The organism is Amycolatopsis sp. NPDC049691, assembly GCF_040675005.1.
GTDB lineage: Bacteria > Actinomycetota > Actinomycetes > Mycobacteriales > Pseudonocardiaceae > Amycolatopsis.
On sequence record NZ_JBFANX010000004.1, the window covers coordinates 70,846 to 89,495 of the forward strand.

General features: G+C 71.8%; 17 protein-coding genes and 1 pseudogene. 10 read left to right on the plus strand and 8 right to left on the minus strand.

The window, feature by feature from the left end:
- Position 1: 1 nt before the first annotated feature.
- Together AB0J40_RS10165 and dxr are read right to left on the minus strand one after the other, a co-directional pair.
- The gene (locus AB0J40_RS10165; RefSeq protein WP_364450252.1) at positions 2 to 1,216 is read right to left on the minus strand and encodes a site-2 protease family protein; all 1,215 of its coding nucleotides are present in this window, start codon (positions 1,214 to 1,216) and stop codon (positions 2 to 4) included.
- Between the two features lie 3 nt (positions 1,217 to 1,219).
- Complete coding sequence (dxr, locus tag AB0J40_RS10170) at positions 1,220 to 2,422, minus strand: 1-deoxy-D-xylulose-5-phosphate reductoisomerase (protein ID WP_364450255.1); 1,203 nt, start codon at positions 2,420 to 2,422, stop codon at positions 1,220 to 1,222.
- Positions 2,423 to 2,760: 338 nt separating this feature from the next.
- Here dxr and AB0J40_RS10175 point away from each other — a divergent pair, with 338 nt between their 5' ends.
- Positions 2,761 to 3,018, plus strand: coding sequence for a DUF2631 domain-containing protein (locus AB0J40_RS10175; RefSeq protein WP_091389979.1), 258 nt, complete (start codon positions 2,761 to 2,763; stop codon positions 3,016 to 3,018).
- Between the two features lie 25 nt (positions 3,019 to 3,043).
- A complete protein-coding gene (locus AB0J40_RS10180) occupies positions 3,044 to 3,703 on the plus strand; it encodes a peptidylprolyl isomerase (protein WP_364450258.1) in 660 nt (219 codons plus the stop codon).
- Positions 3,704 to 3,915: 212 nt separating this feature from the next.
- Here the strand turns inward: AB0J40_RS10180 and AB0J40_RS10185 are convergent.
- A pseudogene (locus AB0J40_RS10185) lies at positions 3,916 to 4,074 on the minus strand (SUKH-3 domain-containing protein); the annotation flags it as partial.
- A gap of 308 nt (positions 4,075 to 4,382) precedes the next feature.
- Here AB0J40_RS10185 and AB0J40_RS10190 point away from each other — a divergent pair.
- The gene (locus AB0J40_RS10190) at positions 4,383 to 5,480 is read left to right on the plus strand and encodes an acyltransferase (protein WP_364450260.1); all 1,098 of its coding nucleotides are present in this window, start codon (positions 4,383 to 4,385) and stop codon (positions 5,478 to 5,480) included.
- Here the strand turns inward: AB0J40_RS10190 and AB0J40_RS10195 are convergent.
- The 3 genes from AB0J40_RS10195 to AB0J40_RS10205 form a co-directional block, all read right to left on the minus strand.
- Positions 5,470 to 5,847 carry a hypothetical protein gene (locus AB0J40_RS10195; RefSeq protein ID WP_364450263.1) on the minus strand — a complete coding sequence of 126 codons (378 nt, stop codon included), beginning with the start codon at positions 5,845 to 5,847 and terminating at the stop codon, positions 5,470 to 5,472. The two genes, AB0J40_RS10190 and AB0J40_RS10195, sit on opposite strands and share 11 nt — an antisense overlap.
- Before the next feature lie 212 nt (positions 5,848 to 6,059).
- Entirely contained in the window at positions 6,060 to 7,829 is a 1,770-nt protein-coding gene (locus tag AB0J40_RS10200) for an MFS transporter (protein WP_364450266.1), read from the minus strand.
- 93 nt (positions 7,830 to 7,922) lie between these two features.
- Positions 7,923 to 9,395 carry a PLP-dependent aminotransferase family protein gene (locus tag AB0J40_RS10205; RefSeq protein WP_364450269.1) on the minus strand — a complete coding sequence of 491 codons (1,473 nt, stop codon included), beginning with the start codon at positions 9,393 to 9,395 and terminating at the stop codon, positions 7,923 to 7,925.
- 28 nt (positions 9,396 to 9,423) lie between these two features.
- On the opposite strand from AB0J40_RS10205, the gene AB0J40_RS10210 reads away from it, so the two are divergent.
- Together AB0J40_RS10210 and AB0J40_RS10215 are read left to right on the plus strand one after the other, a co-directional pair.
- Positions 9,424 to 10,221, plus strand: coding sequence for a methyltransferase (locus AB0J40_RS10210; RefSeq protein ID WP_364450271.1), 798 nt, complete (start codon positions 9,424 to 9,426; stop codon positions 10,219 to 10,221).
- The gene (locus AB0J40_RS10215) at positions 10,218 to 10,442 is read left to right on the plus strand and encodes a hypothetical protein (protein ID WP_364450274.1); all 225 of its coding nucleotides are present in this window, start codon (positions 10,218 to 10,220) and stop codon (positions 10,440 to 10,442) included. The genes AB0J40_RS10210 and AB0J40_RS10215 overlap by 4 nt, the downstream gene beginning before the upstream one ends.
- On the opposite strand, the gene AB0J40_RS10220 is transcribed toward AB0J40_RS10215, so the two are convergent.
- On the minus strand, positions 10,379 to 13,600 hold the full coding sequence (locus AB0J40_RS10220; protein ID WP_364450275.1) for a tetratricopeptide repeat protein: 3,222 nt from the start codon (positions 13,598 to 13,600) through the stop codon (positions 10,379 to 10,381). The genes AB0J40_RS10215 and AB0J40_RS10220 overlap by 64 nt on opposite strands.
- A 231-nt stretch (positions 13,601 to 13,831) precedes the next feature.
- Positions 13,832 to 14,560 (minus strand): alpha/beta fold hydrolase, encoded by a 729-nt coding sequence (locus AB0J40_RS10225; protein WP_364450278.1) that lies wholly within the window; start codon positions 14,558 to 14,560, stop codon positions 13,832 to 13,834.
- 47 nt (positions 14,561 to 14,607) lie between these two features.
- Here AB0J40_RS10225 and AB0J40_RS10230 point away from each other — a divergent pair, with 47 nt between their 5' ends.
- The 5 genes from AB0J40_RS10230 (at position 14,608) to AB0J40_RS10250 (ending at position 18,639) form a co-directional block, all read left to right on the plus strand.
- On the plus strand, positions 14,608 to 15,861 hold the full coding sequence (locus AB0J40_RS10230) for a cytochrome P450 (protein WP_364450281.1): 1,254 nt from the start codon (positions 14,608 to 14,610) through the stop codon (positions 15,859 to 15,861).
- On the plus strand, positions 15,861 to 16,748 hold the full coding sequence (locus AB0J40_RS10235; protein WP_364450283.1) for a LysR family transcriptional regulator: 888 nt from the start codon (positions 15,861 to 15,863) through the stop codon (positions 16,746 to 16,748). The genes AB0J40_RS10230 and AB0J40_RS10235 overlap by 1 nt, the downstream gene beginning before the upstream one ends.
- Before the next feature lie 96 nt (positions 16,749 to 16,844).
- On the plus strand, positions 16,845 to 17,591 hold the full coding sequence (locus tag AB0J40_RS10240) for an SDR family oxidoreductase (RefSeq protein ID WP_364450286.1): 747 nt from the start codon (positions 16,845 to 16,847) through the stop codon (positions 17,589 to 17,591).
- Between the two features lie 179 nt (positions 17,592 to 17,770).
- Positions 17,771 to 17,974: a hypothetical protein gene (locus tag AB0J40_RS10245; RefSeq protein WP_364450289.1), complete on the plus strand. Its 204-nt coding sequence runs from the start codon at positions 17,771 to 17,773 to the stop codon at positions 17,972 to 17,974.
- Positions 17,935 to 18,639, plus strand: coding sequence for a hypothetical protein (locus AB0J40_RS10250; protein ID WP_364450291.1), 705 nt, complete (start codon positions 17,935 to 17,937; stop codon positions 18,637 to 18,639). Before AB0J40_RS10245 ends, AB0J40_RS10250 begins: the two co-directional genes overlap by 40 nt.
- Positions 18,640 to 18,650: the final 11 nt, after the last annotated feature.

Consider the following 18,650-nt stretch of genomic DNA (forward strand, 5'->3'; position numbering starts at 1 on the left):
GCTACTGCAGGCGGATCGGGTTGACGATGTCCGCGGTCACCGTGAGTAGCGTGACCGCGCCGCCGATGAGGACCAGCACCATCGTGATCCCGGACAGCTTCGTGTAGTCCACCGGGCCGCCGGCCGCCTTGCCGCGCAGGCCGCGGATCCAGTCGCGGACGCGCTCGTACCAGACCACCGCGATGTGCCCACCGTCCAGCGGCAGCAGCGGCAGCAGGTTGAACACGCCGATGAAGAAGTTCAGGCTGGCCAGCAGGAAGAAGAACAGCACCCAGATGCCCTGCTGGACGGCCTCGCCGCCGATCCGGCTCGCGCCGACGACGCTGACCGGGGTGTTCGGGTCGCGCTCGCCGCCGAAGATCGCGGTGACGACGGCGGGGATGCGCTCGGGGAACTCGACGAGCCGCTGGGCCGTCTCGGCGAACATCGTGCCGGTGAAGCTGAACGTGGCGCCGACGGCGGCGACCGGGCCGTACTGCGTGGTCAGCGCGGGCGGCTGGGCCGAGGCGCCGATCATGCCGACCGTCTTGACGCCGGTGCTGGTCCAGCGCTGCACCTTCGGCACGTCGACGGTGAAGTCGAGCGTCTGGCCGCCCCGAAGCACCTGGAACGCCGTCGGGCCGCTGGTGGCCTGGACGGTGGCGAGCATCTCGTCCCAGGTCGCGACCGGCTTGCCGCCGACCGAGAGGACCTTGTCGCCGGGCTGCAGGCCGGCCGTCTTCGCCGGGGTCGGCGCGCCCGGCGGGCAGCTGGTGTCCTTGGCCTGTTCCTCGGTCGTCGTCGACCGGGCGCAGGAGGTCGCGGCCAGCACCGGCTCGGTCTGCGTCGGGGCCAGGTTCGGCAGGCCCATCGTGACGGCCATCAGGTAGAGCACGACGAAGCCGAGGATGAAGTGGGTGATCGACCCGGCCGACATCACGACGGTGCGCTTCCAGGTCTTGAACCGCCACATCGCGCGCGGCGCCTCGTCCGGCGTGACCTCGTCGAGCGCGGTCATGCCGGCGATGTCGCAGAACCCGCCGAGGGGGATCCACTTCAGGCCGTACTCGGTCTCCCCGCGGCGCCAGGAGAACACCGTGGGTCCGAAGCCCACGAAGTACCGGCGGACCTTCATGCCGAAGGCCTTCGCGGTGACCATGTGGCCGGCCTCGTGCAGTGCGACGGAGACGCAGATCCCCAGCGCGAAGAGCACCACACCGATGATGTAGGCGAGCACCCGCTACTTCCCCTCGATGATCGAACCGGCCCGAGCGCGAGCCCAGCGCTCGGCGGCGAGAACGTCTTCGACGTCGCGCGGTTCGCGACGCCACTCGTCGGCGGCTCCCACCACCTCGGAAACAGTGTCCACTATCGACGTGAAGCCGGTGTTCTGCGCGAGGAAAGCGGACACGAGCTCCTCGTTCGCGGCGTTGTAGACGGCGGGCAGGCAGCCGCCGACGGTGCCGCAGTGGCGGGCCAGCTCGACCGACGGGAACGCCTCGTTGTCCAGCGGCTCGAACGTCCAGGTCGCGGCCGTGTCCCAGGTGCAGGCGGGGGCGGCGCCGGGCACGCGGTCGGGCCAGTGCAGCGCGAGCGCGATCGGCAGCCGCATGTCGGGCGGGCTGGCCTGGGCGATCGTCGAGCCGTCGGTGAAGGTCACCATCGAGTGCACGATCGACTGCGGGTGCACGGTGACGTCGATCTTTTCCGGCGCGATGTCGAACAGCAGCGCCGCCTCGATCAGCTCCAGGCCCTTGTTGACCAGCGTCGAGGAGTTGATCGTGATGAGCGGGCCCATCGACCAGGTCGGGTGCGCCATCGCCTGTTCGACGGTGACGTCCGCCAGCTCGGCGCGCTTGCGGCCGCGGAACGGGCCGCCGGAGGCGGTGAGGACGAGCCGGGCGACTTCGTTTTCCTTGCCGGCCCGCAGCGCCTGCGCGATGGCGGAGTGCTCGGAGTCGACGGGCACGAGCTGCCCGGGCTTCGCGGCGGCGAGCACCAGCGGCCCGCCGGCGATGAGGGACTCCTTGTTCGCGAGCGCGAGGGTGGCGCCGGTGGCGAGCGCCTTGAGCGTCGGCTCGAGGCCGCGTGAGCCGGGCAGGGCGTTGAGGACGGTGTCGACCGGCACGGCGTCGATCAGCTCGGTGACGGCGTCGGAGCCCGCGAAGAGCCTCGGGAGCTTGAACTCGCCCTGGGCGTAGCCGCGCTTTTGGGCCTCGGCGTAGAGCGCGAGCTGGACGTCTTCGGCGGCGGTGGCCTTGGTCACGGCGACGGCCTCGACCCCGTGGGCGAGCGCCTGCGCGGCGAGCGCGGCCGGATCGGCACCGCCCGCCGCGATGCCGGCCACCCGGAAGAGGTGCGGGTTGCGGGCCGCGACGTCCAGGGCCTGCACGCCGATGGACCCGGTGGAGCCGAGCACGAGAACGCTTCGCGAGGTAGTCATCGCGGGTCATTGTCGCGCGGGGCCTCTCCGCGGCGCACCCGGAGGTTGCCTGGGTGGTGCCGTGGCAGCCTTCCCTCGCACCGCGGTGTCCCCGGAGGCTCCGGTCCGGGGTCATCGCGAGTGGCCGGCACCACGCGAGCCGTCTCCGTGGCGCTGCGGAGATTGCCCGGGTGGTCCCGCGGCGCCCACCCCCTCATCGCGGTGTCCCCGGAGGCTCCCGCGCGGCCCGGTCCGCGGCCATCGCGAGTGGCCGGCACCACGCGGGCCGTCTCCGCGGCGCACCCGGAGGTGTGGGATCATCGGCGCGTCCGTGGTTCATGGGTCTTGAGGAGTTCATCGTGGCAGGCAAGGCGGTCGAGAAGCGGCGTCCCGAGGTCGACCCGCGCGACGAGCCGTCGGCGGCCTGGGGCTGGCACGGCTCGTTCCCGAAGGCCACCCGGATCGCCGGCTGGGTCAGCGCGGTGATCCTGATCGTGATGATCAAGGGCAACCACGAGAACAACACCGAGAACGTGTGGCTGGTCGGCCTGGCGCTGTTCCTGGTCCTGCTGCTGGTCCTCGACATCCGCAAGCAGCGCACGGCCTGGCGCAAGTAGTTCGTCATTCGCTAACGTCCCCGGCATGAAGCTGCGCTGGGGTCTGGCTCTCGTCGGTGTTCTGGGCGCGCTGCTGGTCGCGCCGGCCACAGCTTCGGCTGCCCCGGTGGTCACCCGGTGCGAGTTCACGCCGACCCCGGACAACCCCGCGGCGCGTCCGGTCGTGCGTCCGCTGCCGTTCGCGTTGACGCGCGGGACCGTCGACGTGACGTTCCGGTTCAACTACGGGCCGGTGACCGTGCGGCTGAACCGCGCCGGAGCCGCTCCCTGCGCGGTCCACAACATGGTTTCGCTGATCCTGCAGCGGTTCTACGACCGTTCGCAGTGCTGGCGGCTTTCGAACTCTTCCCGTCTGGGTGTGCTCCAGTGCGGGGACATCTACGAGGTCGAGAGGGGCGGGCCGGGGTACAAGTTCCCGGACGAGGTCACCGGAGCGGAGACGTACCCGCGCGGGACCGTGGCCATGGGGAACCAGGGGCCGGGGACGAACGGGTCCGAGTTCTTCATCGTGCATTCGTTCGCGAACATCCCGGCGAACTACTCCGTGCTGGGTCGCGTGGTGCGCGGCATGGAGGCGCTCGACCACATGGTCGCGGACGGGATCATCCCGACCGACCCGAACGGGCCACTGGACGGAGCGCCGGCGCACCCAGTGAAGATCCAGCGCGCGACCGTCGGCTGGTAGGTCACCGACGATGCGGAGCGAAGCCGTAGGGGTGCCGCTTCGCTGAGCCGGGTCCGAACGCGCACTTCCGCCGCCCTGCCGGGTTTTCGTGCGTGACGACCGGCGCTTTTGCTCACCGCGGCGTCGCCGAACCCGAAGCTGGCGACCCAGGTCTCCACCAGGAGGACCTCACCGGCCGCGGAAACACCAAGGAAGAACCGGCCCCCATCGAGCTCGCCGACAGGGAACAGGGATTCGCCGAGCGACGCGCCCCAGCCGGCGAATCGGCCTTCCTCTCCTTGCAGGTCCGCCGGGTCGAACTCGAACGGCTCCCGGGCTGACGAGACCCCGGGTCCGGAAATCCTTACCTCCAGACCGCCGAACTCACTCAGGAACCGCTCGGGAGCACCTGCTCGACCTCCGGCGAGAACCTCCGCGAGCCGTCCGCCTGCCGGGACGACTCGCCCTCGCACGAGGCTTCGTAGTCGACGGGCATCGGTCGGCCTGCTCCAGTTCTTCGCATCCCGGGAGACGAACTTTCCCATGGCGGCGGCGTGCCGGCGAGCTGGTTTTCGTGCCGTTCTCGATCGTGATCAAGCGCGCTACCAGCCCGAACGTCCGAAATGTCACCCTAACGGATGAACGTCTGCGTCGCCCAATTACATTGAGCCAGCTGTGAGCAGCCTGTGAAGGGGACGCGATGATCACGCACGACCAGTACCTGGCCACCCGAAGATTCGGCGCCCTCGACGGGGTCCGGGCCATCGCCGCCGTGCTCGTCGTCGTCTTCCACTACGGGGGACCCAACTGGGTGCGCGCCAACGGCTGGATCGGCGTGCACCTCTTCTTCGTGCTCTCCGGGTTCCTCATCACCACGCTGGCCCTGCGCGAAGAGGCCCGCACCGGACGCGTCTCGCTGGCCGAGTTCTACATCCGGCGGGCGTTCCGGATCCTGCCCGTCTACTACGTCGTCATCGGCGTGGTCGTCGTCTTCGCCTACTTCCGGGGCTTGGGGCTGCGGCACAGCGGCATCGTCGACGCGCTGCCGTGGAACCTCACCTTCCTCGGCGAGTACCACCAGATGGCCCTGTTCGGCCAGGCCTGGACGCTCGGCGTCGAGCAGAAGTTCTACCTCGTCTGGCCGCTGCTCGCCTTCGGTGTCGGCGCGCTCGGCTTCGTCAAGCGGCTGAGCCTGTCCCTCGGCCTCGTCGCCCTCATGCTCGCCCTGATCCCCTTCCTGCCCTACGCCGGCGCGTACTCGCCGATCCTCATCGGCTGCACGCTGGCGATCGTCCTGCACCACCGCAAGGGCTTCGCCGCGCTGCGGGTGTTCACGCACCCCGTCGCCGGCCTGGTGGTCGCCACCGCGCTGGTGGCGGTCCAGACCCTGTTCGGCGAGATCGCCGAGTTCCTGAGCGACGAGGGCGGCTCGATCACCGGCACCCTCTACATCGTGCTCGCGGCGCTGCTGGTGCCGTCGCTGGTCGCCGGCGGCGGGCCGCTGGCCTGGGTGCTCGCGCTGCGGCCGATGCGGTTCGTCGGGGAACGGTCGTACTCGCTGTACCTGATGCAGGGCGTCGTCGCGGTGGCGCTCGCGGGTGCGATCCCGCAGTTCGCCCCGCACCGGACGCTGACGGCGGTCGCCGTGACGATCGTCGGGCTGTTCGCCGCCGACCTGCTCTACCGCTGGGTCGAGGTCCCGATGATCGACGTCGGCCGCCGGATCATCACCCGGCGCCGGGACAGGAAGACCGCGCCGGTGGCCGGGGTCGCCGAACCGGCGCTCGTCACGGGCTGACAGCGGCCAGCGCGGCCTCGACGACCGCGACGAGGGGCTCGGTGAAGGACGGGTCCGCACGGCCGCGGTCCAACGCGGCGGTCAGGTACCGGGCGGCTTCCGGCGACGGGAACGACGGCACCAGCTCGGCGTACTTCCCGAAGCTCCTCCAGTACCGGGTGGCGAGGTACTTCTCCAGCCCGGCCACGAGACCGGCCGGCACGTCGGCGACGCCCGCCTCGAGCAGCTCGGCGGCCTTCTCCGCGGCTCCGGCCTTGGGCCGCGCGACGCCGAAGCAGGCGATGACCCGGTCGAAGCCGGGCGTCAGGAACACCTCGAACCAGTAGCCACCGCGCGGACGGTCGTCGATCTGCGCCCGCGCGAGCAAGGCCGCCTCGAAGCCGACCGAGGGCTGTCCGGCCCGGCGACTGGAGTTCTCCCGGCGGCCGTAGAGCGTGGGAGTCGTCGACGTCGGCTGGACGCCCGGGTGCCGGCCTCGGCCAGCAGCTCGCCGAGGGCTTGCTCACGAATCACCTGCGTTCCCCCAACGTGAGAAGCCGGGTGCCGCGCAAGTGCGGCACCCGGCTTCGGAAACCACCGTCAGCGTTCGCTCGCCGGCGACACCAATTCGCTCGGCCCGCCGCCCGACTCGCCCGCCACGGCGGCCAGTTCCTCACCAACGGACTCCCCGCCGGAAGGACGCGCGTCCTTCGTCAGCAGCGAGGCCACCGCGCCGATCAAGCACACCGCGATCGCGAAGCCGAACGCCACCGCCAAGCCCGACTGGAACGGCCCCGAAATCAAGTTCGGGAAGAAGCTGCGGCCCGTCAGGAACGACGCCTGGTCCGGGGGCAGCGCCGCCAGCTGGCCGCCCAGCAGCTGCTGGATCGGGTTGTAGCCCAGGAACGCCGCGAACAGCACCGCCACCGCCGGGAGGTTCGCCACTTGGGCCGCCGCCGCTTCGGGGACGCCGTGGGCGACCAGGCCGTCGTGCATCGTCGACGGGAGGCTGCTCGACAGGCCCGAGATGATCAGGCTGAAGAAGAAGCCGATCGACAGGACCATCGCCGCGTTCTGGAACGTCGTCATCATGCCCGCGCCGGAGCCGCGCGCGTCCGCCGGGAGGCTGTTCATCACCTCGGCTCGGTTGGGCGAGGAGAACATGCCCATGCCGATGCCGTTGATCAGCAGGATCGCCGCGAACGCCCAGTAGTCGAAGTTCACCGGCAGGATGATCAGCAGCAGGAACGTGATCGCCGTGATGAGCAGGCCGCCCGAGGCCAGCAGGCGGCTGCCGATGCGGTCGGCGAGGATGCCCGACGTCGGCGCGGCCACCAGGAACCCGACCGTCATCGGGAGCATGTAGATGCCCGCCCACAGCGGCGTCTGCTCGAACGTGTAGCCGTGCTGCGGCAGCCAGATTCCCTGCAGCCAGATGATCAGGATGAACTGCAGGCCACCGCGGCCGAGCGACGCCGTCAGGTTCGCGATGTTGCCCCAGGTGAACGAGCGGATCCGGAACAGCGACAGCCGGAACAGCGGGTTGTCGACCTTGGTCTCGATGACCACGAACGCGACCAGGACCGCGACGCCGCCGATCAGGCAGCCGAGCACCATCGGGCTGGTCCAGCCGGTCTGCGACGTGCCGTGGGGCTGGATGCCGTAGGTGATGCCGACGAGCACCGCGATCAGGCCGACGGCGAAGGTGATGTTGCCCCACCAGTCCATCCGCGCGTGCTTGCGGACACCGGTGTCGTGCAGCTTGAGGTAGGCCCAGATCGTGCCGATCACGCCGAACGGCACCGACACCAGGAAGATCAGGTTCCAGTCGACCGGGGCGAGCACACCGCCGACGACCAGGCCGAGGAACGAGCCCGCGATCGCCGCGACGCCGTTCATGCCGAGCGCGAGGCCGCGCTGGTTGGCCGGGAAGGCGTCGGTGAGGATGGCCGAGGAGTTCGCCATCAGGAAGGCACCGCCGACGCCCTGGACGATCCGCCAGCCGATCAGCCACAACGCGGCCGCGTCGCCGTCGAACCACGTGATGGCCAGCATGATCGACGACACCGTGAAGACGGCGAAGCCGAGGTTGTACATCCTCGCGCGGCCGTACATGTCGCCGAGCCTGCCGAAGCTCACCACCAACACCGCGGTGACCACGAGGAAGCCCATGATCATCCACAGCAGGTAGCTGGTGTTGGCCGGTTCGAGGGGGTTGATGCCGATGCCCTTGAAGATGTCGGGCAGCGCGATCAGCACGATCGAGGAGTTGATCGTGGCGATCAGCATGCCCAGCGTCGTGTTGGACAGCGCGATCCACTTGTACCGCGGCCCCAGCTCCGCGATCGAATACGTCCGGCGTTCCGCCACTGTGCAACCCTTCTGCTCGCAAGTCCCTTAGCTAGGCTAAGCAAGTTGCTTGCGTATGGCAACCAAGTCCGCGAATCGCCTGCGAGAGCATGATCACACTCGCTTGACTGTCCTTTGTGGAGTCTTTACCAGACGGCCGAGCACGGCCACGCCCTCCGCGATCTCCGTCGCCGTCCGCGCCGCGTAGCCCAGCACCAGGCCCGGCGGTCCCGGGAGCTGCCGGTGCCACGACAACGGCTGGACCTTCACCCCCTGCTCCAGCGCGGCCGCCGCCACCGCGACGTCGTCGACCTCGGCCCCGAACGTGATCGTCAGGTGCAGGCCCGCCGCCGCGCCGTGGACGACCGCGGACGGCAGCTCCGCGGACACCGCGCGGATCATCGCGTCGCGACGGCGGCGGTGCCGCGCCCGGACCACCCGCAGCTGACGCTCCAGCTCGCCGGTCTCCATCAGCCGCGCCAGCACCAGCTGGGCCAGCACCGGGTTGCCGAGATCCGCGAACCGCTTCGCCGCCACCAGGTCGTCGAAGAACCGCGGCGGCGCGAGCAGCCAGCCGACGCGCAACGCCGGCGCCAACAGCTTCGAAACGCTTCCCGTGTAACAGACCTCGGGCACCATCGACCGGACCGCCGGCACCGGCGCGCGGTCGTAACGGTGCTCCGCGTCGTAGTCGTCCTCCACCACGATGCCGCCCTCGGCCACCCAGCGCATCAGGTCGCGGCGGCGCTCGCCGCCCAGGACCACGCCCATCGGGAACTGGTGGGCCGGGGTCACCAGCACCGCCGGCGACCGCAGGTCGGCCACGCGCAGGCCGTCCTCGTCCACCGGGACCGGCGGGGTCGCCAGGCCGCAGTGGTGCAGGTGCTGGCGCGCGCCCAGCGAGCTCGGGTCCTCGACCGCCACCTCGGTCAGGCCGTGCTGCCGCAGCACCTCCCCCACCAGCGTCAACGCCTGCGCCACGCCCGCGACCACGATGATCTCGCCGGGGTCGGCGCGGATGCCGCGGCTGCGCGCCAGCCAGTGCGACACCGCCAGCCGCATCGCCGGCGCGCCGCGCGGGTCGCCGTAGCCGAAGTGGGCAGGCTCGAGCTCGTCGAGGACCGCGCGCTCGGCCCGCAGCCAGGCCGCGCGCGGGAACGCCGTCAGGTCCGGCACGCCCGGGGTCAGGTCGATCCGGGCCGGGGTCGCGCGCACCGCGTCGAACACCTCGACGCCCGGCATCGGCGTGATCACCTTCGCCGGCAACCGGACGCGCGCGGGCTCCGGGGCCAGCACCGGCGCGGCCACCACGACCGTGCCCGCCCGGCCGCGGCCCGCCGCGTGCCCGTCGTCGATCAGCCGCTGGTAGGCCTCGGTGACCACGCCCCGCGACACGCGCAGCTCGGCCGCCAGCACCCGCGACGCGGGCAGCCGGCCGCCGACCGGGAGCCTGCCGTCCGCGACGGCGGCGCGCAGCTGCCCGGCCAGCCAGTCCGCGAGCCCGCCCGGTGGTGCCTCGCGGACGTCGAGCTGGAGGAAGTCCGACCCTATGGACCCCTCCGGCCGCGGGGTTTTGGCTCTGTCCATCGAGCCATTGTCGCAGCACCCTGGGCTCATGGACACCACTTACGTGCACGGGTACGCCGCTCCCGAGGCCCGCCGCCTCGGCGACCAGGCCGACACCCTCGCCGGGCTGCTGCACGCCGGGACGGTCTACCCCGCCGGGAGCCGCGTGCTCGAGGTCGGTTGCGGCGTCGGCGCCCAGACCGTCCACCTCGTGGCCCGCAGCCCGGACGCGCGGCTGACTGCCGTCGACGTCTCCGCGGACTCGCTCGGCCAAGCAAGGCAACGGGTTCCGGGCGTCGACTTCCGCCAGGCCGACCTCTTCGACCTCGACGGCGAATGGGACCACCTCTTCGTCTGCTTCGTGCTGGAGCACCTGCCGGAGCCCGGGAAAGCGTTGGCGCACCTGAAAACCCTGCTGCGGCCGGGCGGCACGATCACCGTGATCGAGGGCGACCACGGTTCGGCGTTCTTCCACCCGCGCAGCGAACACGCCCAGGCCGCGATCGACTGCCTCGTGCGCCTGCAAGCCGACGCGGGCGGCGACGGGCTCCTCGGCCGCCGGCTGTACCCCCTGCTGGCCGACGCCGGCTTCGGCGACGTCCACGTCGAGCCGCGGACGGTCTACGCGGACGCGTCACGACCCGACCTCGTCACCGGGTTCACCCGCGACACCTTCACCGCGATGGTCGAAGGCGTCGGCGAAACCGCCGTCGCGAAGGGGCTCGTCGACGAGGCGGAGTGGGCGCGCGGAATCCGCGACCTTTACCGCGCCACCAGGGAATACGGGACCTTCCATTACACGTTCTTCAAAGCAACAGCCCTTCGCACTCCGGGAGGAGCGTCATGATCATCGCCGTTCTCGCCGCCGTTGTCCTGCTCGCCTGGGCGCTGGACCACGCGTACCGCCGCCGTCCGTACCCGCGCAACCGGCTGGCCGGCAGCAGCGACGTCTTCGACCGGGACGTCCAGCGCCTCGAAGGCGATCTCGTCGCCGACGAGCGCCACTACTCCAGGTCCGCCAGCCGGTCCCGGGCCCGTTTCGCCCCGGGCACGCACTCCCCGGCGTAACAAGCGAGCGCGCGTTCCCAGTGTTCGCGCGCCGCACCGGGTTCTCCGAGTCCACTGTGGACTTCGCCGAGCCCGTAGTGGGCCCGTCCCTGTTCGGGACGGCACCCCGTTTCCTTCGCCACGGCAAGGGCTTCCCGGTGGTAGCCGAGCGCGTCCTCGGCCGCGCCACGCGCCGAAGCCAGCGCGCCGAGACTGTTGAGCACCCGGGATTCCACGCCCCGGTCGCCGCATTCGCGGGCCAGGCCCAGCGCCTCTTCGAGGTGCTGGGCCGCTTCGTCGGGGCGCCCCTGGGCCAGCCGGACGTCGCCGAGGTGCTTCAGCGCGACACTGCGGTTGGTCGGGCTGCCGGTCTCCTGCGCGATCTCCAGTGCCCGTTCGAGGTGCGCCGCGGCTTCGGGGTACCGGCCGCGGGCGTGCTCGACGTCGCCGAGGATGCCGAGCGCGTAGCCCTCGCTCACCCGCACGCCCATCGCGCGGAAGTGCGCCAGCCCCTCCTCCAGCGCCCGCGCGGCTTCGTCGTGGCGGCCCAGCGCCGACAGCGCGTCGCCCGTGTTGACCAGCGCGTAGCCCTCGCTGGTGCGGTCGGCGGTTTCGCGGGCCAGCGCACGCGCCTCTTCGAGGTAGCCGATCGCCTCGCCGTAGCGGCCGATGCCGCGGCACGAGCAGCCGAGCACGACCAGCACCAGGCCTTCGCTCGTGCGGTCGCCGTTCTTCCGGGCCAGTGACAGGGCTTCGGTCGAGTACGCGATCGCCTCGGCGAACCGGCCCAGCGCGCGGCAGACCAGGCCGAGCGTGTTGAGGACGTGGATTTCGGTGCGCCGGTCGCCGGTTTCGCGAACCAGCGCGAGCGCTTCTTCCAGGTACCGCCGCGCTTCCCGGGACCGGCCGACGCGCCAGTGGCCGAGCCCGATCAACGTCAGCGGCTCGGCTTCGGCCACCGGGTCGCCGGCATCGTGGGCCAGCGCCGACGCGTGCGTGTGCAGCACCAGCGATTCCTCGTGGTAGCCGCCGACGTCCAGGTAGTGCCACAGGATCCCGGACAGCAGCCGCAGGTGGTCGGCCCAGCCGTGCCGCGTCGCGTGCGCGGCGACGGCCAGGAGGTTGCGCCGTTCGGCCTCCAGCCACGCCGGCGCGTCGAGCACCTTGACGTCGGGGTCGGGTACCTGCGGGCGCAGGTGCCGTTCCTGCGGCAGGACGGCGTCCATGGCCTGCGCGGCCGAGCGGACGTAGAAGTCGAACAGCCGCTCCTGCGCGGCGTGGCTTTCGGCCGGGTCCGCCGCGGCGAGCTCGGCGGCGTACACGCGCAGCAGGTCGTGCAGCTGGACGCGGTCGTCGCCGGTCTCCTGCGCGAGGTGGGCGCGGACCAGCACGGCGATCAGGCGTTCGGCCTCCGGCAGGGCGACGCCGGCGAGGGCGGCGATCGCGGCCGGGGTCAGGTCGCGGCCCGGGTGCAGGCCGCAGAGCCGGAACACGCGGGCCGCGCCGGCCGCCAGGTGCCGGTAGGACCAGGAGAAGACGGCGCGGACCGCGGTCAGCGGGTCGCCACCGCCGTCCAGGAGGTCGAGGCGACGGCGCTCGTCGGCCAGCTCGTCCGCGAGCGCGGCGAGGCGCTCCCCCGGGCGGCTCAGCGCCAGCTCCGCCACCAGCCGCAGGGCCAGCGGCAGCCGGGCCGAGTACCCGATCAGCGCCTCGGCGGCGTCCGGCTCGTCGTCGACGCGCGGGCCGAGCAGCGTGCGCAGCAGGTCGAGGGCTTCGGCGTCGGTGAGCAGGTCGACGAGGACGCGGCGGGCGCCGTGCCGCGCGACCAGCCCGGGCAGCGCGTCGCGGCTGGTCACCAGCACCAGGCACGACGGCGAGCCGGGCAGCAGCGGGCGGACCTGCCCGACCGAGCCGGCGTTGTCCAGCAGCAGCACCATCCGGCGGCCGGTGAGCGCGGTGCGGAACTTGGCCGCGCGTTCCTCCGGCTCGGTGGGGATGTCCGCGCCGTCGACGCCGAGGGCGCGCAGGAATCCCGAGAGCGCGTCGCCCGGCTCGACCGGCCGGACCGTGCCGTAACCGTGCAGGTCGAGGTAGAGCTGGCCGTCCGGGAACTCGGCGAGGGAGCGCTGGGCCCAGTGCACGGCGAGGGCGGTCTTGCCGACGCCGCCGGTGCCGGACAGGACGGCGATGCGCGCACCGGTGCCGTCGCCTGCCGCGACGGCGTCCAGCTCGGCCAGCTGCGCGGTGCGGCCGCGGAAGCCGGCGACGTCCGCGGGCAGCTGGGCGGGGACGCGGGACGGCGGAAGCGGGAAGTCCTGCCGCAGCACCTGCCGCTGGGCGGCGCGCAGCTCGGGGCCGGGTTCGATGCCCAGCTCGGCGTCCAGCCGCCGCCGGATCTCCTCGAACAGCGAGAGAGCGGCCGCCTGCCGTCCGGACGCGGCCAGTGCCAGCATCAGCCGGGCGTGCGCGGACTCGTTCAGCGGTTCCTCGGCGGTCAGCGCGCGCAGCCGCACCGCCGCGTCCTCGGGGTCGGCGATCTCGGCGTACGCCATGACCGTCTTCGCGCGCTTCATCGCCAGCGCCAGCCGCAGCGGGTGCTGCCGGAGGCGTTCGACGTCGGCGAGCGCCGGGCCGCGCCAGAGTTCGAGGGCCTCCCGATAGGCGCCCTCGTCGAGGAGCTCTTCGAAGCGCAGGAGGTCGAGGTCGTCCGCGCCCACCGTGAGCCGGTAGCCGCCCTTGTCGGTGGCGATGGGGTCGGCGGGCCGCAGCGCCCGCCGCAACCGCGCGACGTAGGTGTGGAGCAGCTCCAGGCAGGACGGCGGCGGCTCGTCCCAGATGACGTCGACGAGGTCCTCGCGCCGGACCGTCCGGTTCGGCTGCAGGGCCAGCAGCGCGAGCAGCAGGCGCTGCTTCTCGGCGCCGATCTCGACCGGGCACTCCCCGCGCAGCACGGTGAGCGGGCCCAGGACGCCGATCCGGACCGGCTCCGGCGGGGCCTCGGCAAGCGCTTCCCGCAGCCGGCGTTCGGTCTCCGGGCGGGGCCGCCGGACGCTGCCGAGCTCGGCGTTGCGCACCGCGCGCAGGCTCAGCCCGGCGCGGTCGGCCAGCTGGGCCTGGGTGAGGCCGGCGAGCACGCGCCGCTCCCGCAGCCACCCGGCGAACGGCAGGCCTTCGTCCACAGGCGTCCTCTCACCGCAGCCGAACGTACCCCTCAAGCATTCCGATCGTGCCGCTTCCGATGTACCACCGAACGGCGAAGATAACCGTTTCCGCAGGTACCGAGGGTGACGACGGCCGGGCAGGCCGGTACAGCCGTTCGTCCACCACCGTTTCCTAGGCTTTGCGGGTCCGGTGGTGGCGAGGGGTTCGGAGCAGCCGTCGCGTGGGGTACGACGGCTGCACCCGAGCCTTCAGACGTCGAAGCGCTCCAGCAAGGCGCGGACGGCGGCTGGGTCCTCGACGTGGGCGTTGTGCCCGAGACCGGCGAGGGTGACTGCGTCCGGGTCCAGCGCACGCAGCTGCTCCGGACGGCTCATCGGGTCGTGCTCACCCGCCGCCAGCACGACCGGGCACCGCGCCGCGGCGAGCAGCGCCGGCATGTCCGGCGCGCCGACGCCGAACGCGGCCGAGTCCATCGCGAGGCGCCAACCTCCCTCGGTCTCGCGAAGCCCGGCCGGGTCCGCGGGCGCGATGCCGAGCAGCCCGGACACCTTCAGGTAGGCCTGCTCGGCGTCCACGCGCGACTCGAAGACGCGGGCCGGGCGGGCGGCGAAGGTCGCGGCGCGGCCCAGGTCGTCCTGCGTCCACTCGACCTTCACCCCGACCGCGAGCACGCCCGCGACCTCGACGTCGTACTTCCCGGAGGCCAGTTCCAGGGCCAGCACCCCGCCGAGCGAATGGCCGGCGACCACGTACGGGCCCTTCCCCGGCAGCGCCCGCGCGACGGCGGCGGTCAACGTCTCGAAGCTGTAGTGCGGCAGCGGCGCGGACCGGCCGTGGCCCGGCAGGTCGGGCACCAGGACGCGCCGGGGCAGCGGCGGGGCGAAGTGGTTCCACACGGCGCCGGTCGCGCCCAGGCCGTGCAGGAGGAGGACGGCGGGTTCGCCTTCGCCGCCGGTGCGCATGTTGAGCGTGTCCATCCGCGCAGCCTCCCAAATTGTCGGTGGGCGCGGCTAGGGTCGGGTTCGTGGCGATCACCGATCCGGACACCTATGTGCGAGGTGTCCCGTACGACGAGCTGGCGCGGCTGCGGCGCGCCGGCCCGGTGGTGCGCGTCGACGACTTCTGGGCCGTGCTGGGTCACGCCGAGGTGCGGCGGGTGCTGCGCGACCCCGGGGTCTTTTCCTCGCAGCTCGGCGGGACGCAGATCCGCGACGCCGCCGATCTCGCCTACGTGCGCCGGATGATGCTCAACATGGACCCGCCGGAACACGGCAGGCTGCGCGGGCTGCTCACGAAGGCGTTCACCCCGCGGGCGATCGCGAAGCTGACTTCGCAGATCGAGAGCCGGGCGCGGGAACTCGTCGCGAGTGTCGCTTCGCAGGGCTCGTGCGACTTCGCCGCGTTGGCGGCGGATCTGCCGCTGCGGACGCTGGCGGCGGTGTTCGGCGTGCCGGAACAGGACCGGCGGCTGATGTACGACTGGAGCAACCGCGTCATCGGCTACCAGGACGCCGAATACGCGGTCAGCTCGACGGTTTCCCCGTCCGAGGTGAGCGAGCTGGCGCGGGCCGCGCTGGCGGTGCGTCCGGCGCCGGGGCCGGACGGGTCGATGCCGGACCCGCGGACGCGCGCGGGCATGCCGGATCTCTACGCGTACGCGAACGCGCTGGGCGAGTACAAGCGCTCGCACCCGGGTGACGACGTCATGAGCAACCTGATGCGGCACGTCGGCGACGACGGCGGCCGCGTCTCGCTCGCCGAGTTCGAGAACCTCTTCTGGCTGTTTTCCGTGGCGGGCAACGAAACCCTGCGCAACGGGCTGCCCGGCGGGATGCTGGCGCTGCTCGCGCACCCGGCGGAATACCGGCGGCTGCTGGCCGACCGGTCGCTGCTGCCGTCGGCGGTCGAGGAGATGCTCCGGTGGTGGACGCCGGTGATGCACTTCCGGCGCACCGCCGTGTCGGACGTCCGTCTGTCCGATGTGGACATCCGGGCCGGGGACAAGGTCGTGGTGTGGTTCTCGTCGGCCAACCGGGATCCGGCGGTGTTCGACGACCCGGACACCTTCGACGTCGGGCGGACGCCGAACGACCACCTGACCTTCGGCCACGGCCCGCACTTCTGCCTCGGGGCCCACCTCGCGCGCGTGCAGCTGCGGGCGATGTTCGACGCGGTGCTCGACCAGCTCGGGTTCGTTTCCCTGGCGGGGGAACCGGTGCGGCTGCGGTCGAACTTCCAGAACGGCCTGAAGTCGCTGCCCATCCGCTGGGACCGCTGATGGAGATCCGCGAGATGCGGGCGTTCGTCGCCGTGGTCGAGGCGGGCACGATGTCCAAGGCGGCGCGGCGGCTGCACGTGAGCCAGCCCGCGCTGTCCCAGACGATCACCGCCCTCGAACGCCGGCTCGGCGTCCAGCTGCTGGTCCGCACCAGCACAGGCGTCCAGGCGACCGAGGCCGGGACGACGTTGCTGGGCGAGGCGCGCGCGGTACTGGCGCGCCACGAGCAGGCCCTCGCCGCGCTGGCCCGGCACACGACGACCGGCGTGCTGCGCGTCGGCGTCCCGTTGGAACTGCCACCCGAGCTGCTGCCGTCGGCGCTCGCGCGGCTGGCCGAGGAGTACCCGGAGACGCGGGTGCAGGCCCGGCACCTCTCGTCGGTGGCGCAGGTGGCCGCGCTGCGGGCGGGCGAACTGGACGTCGGGCTGGTGCGCGAGCGCCCGCCGGGGCCCGACCTGGACGCGGTGCTCGTGGTGACCGAGGACGTCGGCGTGCTGCTGGCCGCGGACCTCGCCGAGAAGCTGGGCTCGCCGGTCCGGCTCGAGGACCTGGCCGGCCTGGAGTGGTTCGCGTTCGCCCGCGCGGGCAGCCCGGCGTGGTACGACGAGCTGGCGGCGATCCTGCGCAGCCACGGCCTCACCGTCGGGCCCGAGGTGCCCGAGGAGCAGCGGCTGATCGTCGAGCTGAAGATCCCGGCGGTCAGCTCCGGCGGGGCCTACGCGTTCGCCCCGCCCGAGTGGCCGTACCCGATGCCGGACACCGTGCGGTGGGTGCCGTTGGCGGGCAACCCGATCGTGCGGCGGACGTGGGCGGTCTGGCCGGCGACGTCGCACCGGCGTGACCTCGCCGCGTTCGTCGCCGCGTTGGAGGCCTATCGAGAGGACTGATCGCGGGCATAAGGAGCGCCGAAGGCCTGGTCGGAAGTCCCGTCCGGTCGTCGCGCTTGTATCCGGTGCACCACATCGGATACGAGGAGTTGAGTGATGAGTTCGGAACTTTCCGGGACCACGGCGCTGGTGACCGGCGGAACGAGCGGAATCGGCCGGGAGACGGCGATCGCGCTCGCCGGGCTCGGCGCGCACGTCGTGCTGTCCGGCCGGGACGCGGCGCGCGGGGAGGAAGCCGTCTCGCGGATCCGGGAATCGGGCGGGAAGGCCGACTTCGTCGCGGCCGACCTGACGGACGCGGCGTCGGCGCGTGCCCTCGCCGACCGGGCGCGGGAGCTGGCCGGGCAGGTGGACGTGCTGGTGAACAACGCGGGGATCTTCCCGACCGGGCCGACCGCTTCCCTCTCGGAGGCCGACTTCGACCGCGTGTACGGCATCAACGTGAAGGTGCCGTACTTCCTGGTCGCGGAGCTGGCCCCGGCGATGGCCGAGCGCGGCCACGGCGCGATCGTCAACGTGTCGACGATGGTCGCGACGCGGGGCATGGCGGGCATGGCGCTGTACGGCTCGTCGAAGGCGGCGGTCGAGCTGATGACGAAGGCGTGGGCGGCGGAGTTCGGGCCGTCGGGAGTCCGGGTCAACGCGGTCAGCCCGGGCCCGACGCGGACGGAGGGCACGGCGGTGTTCGGCGAGGGCCTGGACGAACTGGCCTCGGCGGGACCGGCCGGCCGGGTGGCGTCGCCCGCGGAGATCGCCGCGGCGATCGCGTTCCTGGTGACGGAGGACTCGAGCTTCGTGCAGGGCGCGGTGTTGCCGGTCGACGGTGGCCGGTTGGCCGTTTGAGTCCGTCCGGGACGGCGTCACCGCAGGAAGGTGACGCCGTCCCGGGGGCGCGGGCAGCAGGGCTTACTGCCATCGGGTGACGCTCGACGTTTGTGACTCGGATCGCACTCTTCGAGCTGTAAAACTGTCGGTCTGAGTTGGAACATGGAATCCGGGACCGCTGTCGAAAGGAGCTCGCCGTGACCGCGATCGCCGAGCGCCCCGGGAGCGATGTCACCCAGGCCGATGCCACCGACCTCGAAGAAGCGATCAAGAACGCGCTGGAGCACGCGGGGCTGACGTTCGACGAGCTCGCCGCGCAGGCTCAGGCGGGGGACTTCGAATCCACCCGCGCACGTCTGGCTTGGGTGGCGATCGGCGATCTCCACGGCGGCGTGCGCTGAAGTCCCCGTTCCCGCTCGCCCAGCAGTCCCAGAAGTTCAGCGATGACCTCGCGGCACTCCTGAACCGGACCGTCTGCAGGAACGTCAAGCTGAGTTCCGTCATCTCCAACGAGAAGAACCCGCGTTCCGTCGTCGGCTACCAGATCACGAAGCACGTTCTCGATGCCCGCGTCGGCATCCCCCTCACCGTCGACAACAAGGCGCCCCGGCTGTTCCTGGGCTTGTCGTACCGGCTCGCCCCGGATTCCGCGTCCCGGTATCTGATGGTCGTGTCTTCGGCGCTGGTCGTGACGGCGGACAAGGACCTCAGCGAAGAGCTGTTCCACTACGACTATGAGAGGAACAAGTCCGACGGGTACCCGGAAGCGCACTTGCAGATCGTTGCGACTTCGGACGCTTGGCGGAAGGCCTGCACCCGACCTGATGGCACAAGCCGCAAAGTGGCCCGCCTCCACTTCCCGGTCGGGCCCCGGCGGTTTCGGCCGACGATCGAAGACCTGATCGAGTTCCTCATCGTCGAAAGGCTCACACCCGGACATCCCGGGTGGGCGGAGATCGTCGAGTCGAGCCGCGAAACGTTCCGGATCAAACAGCTGCGCGCCGCCATCCGCAACGATCCGGAGACCGCCAGGCGGATGCTGGAAGAAATCGACGGACAAAGCTGACCGGGGACGGC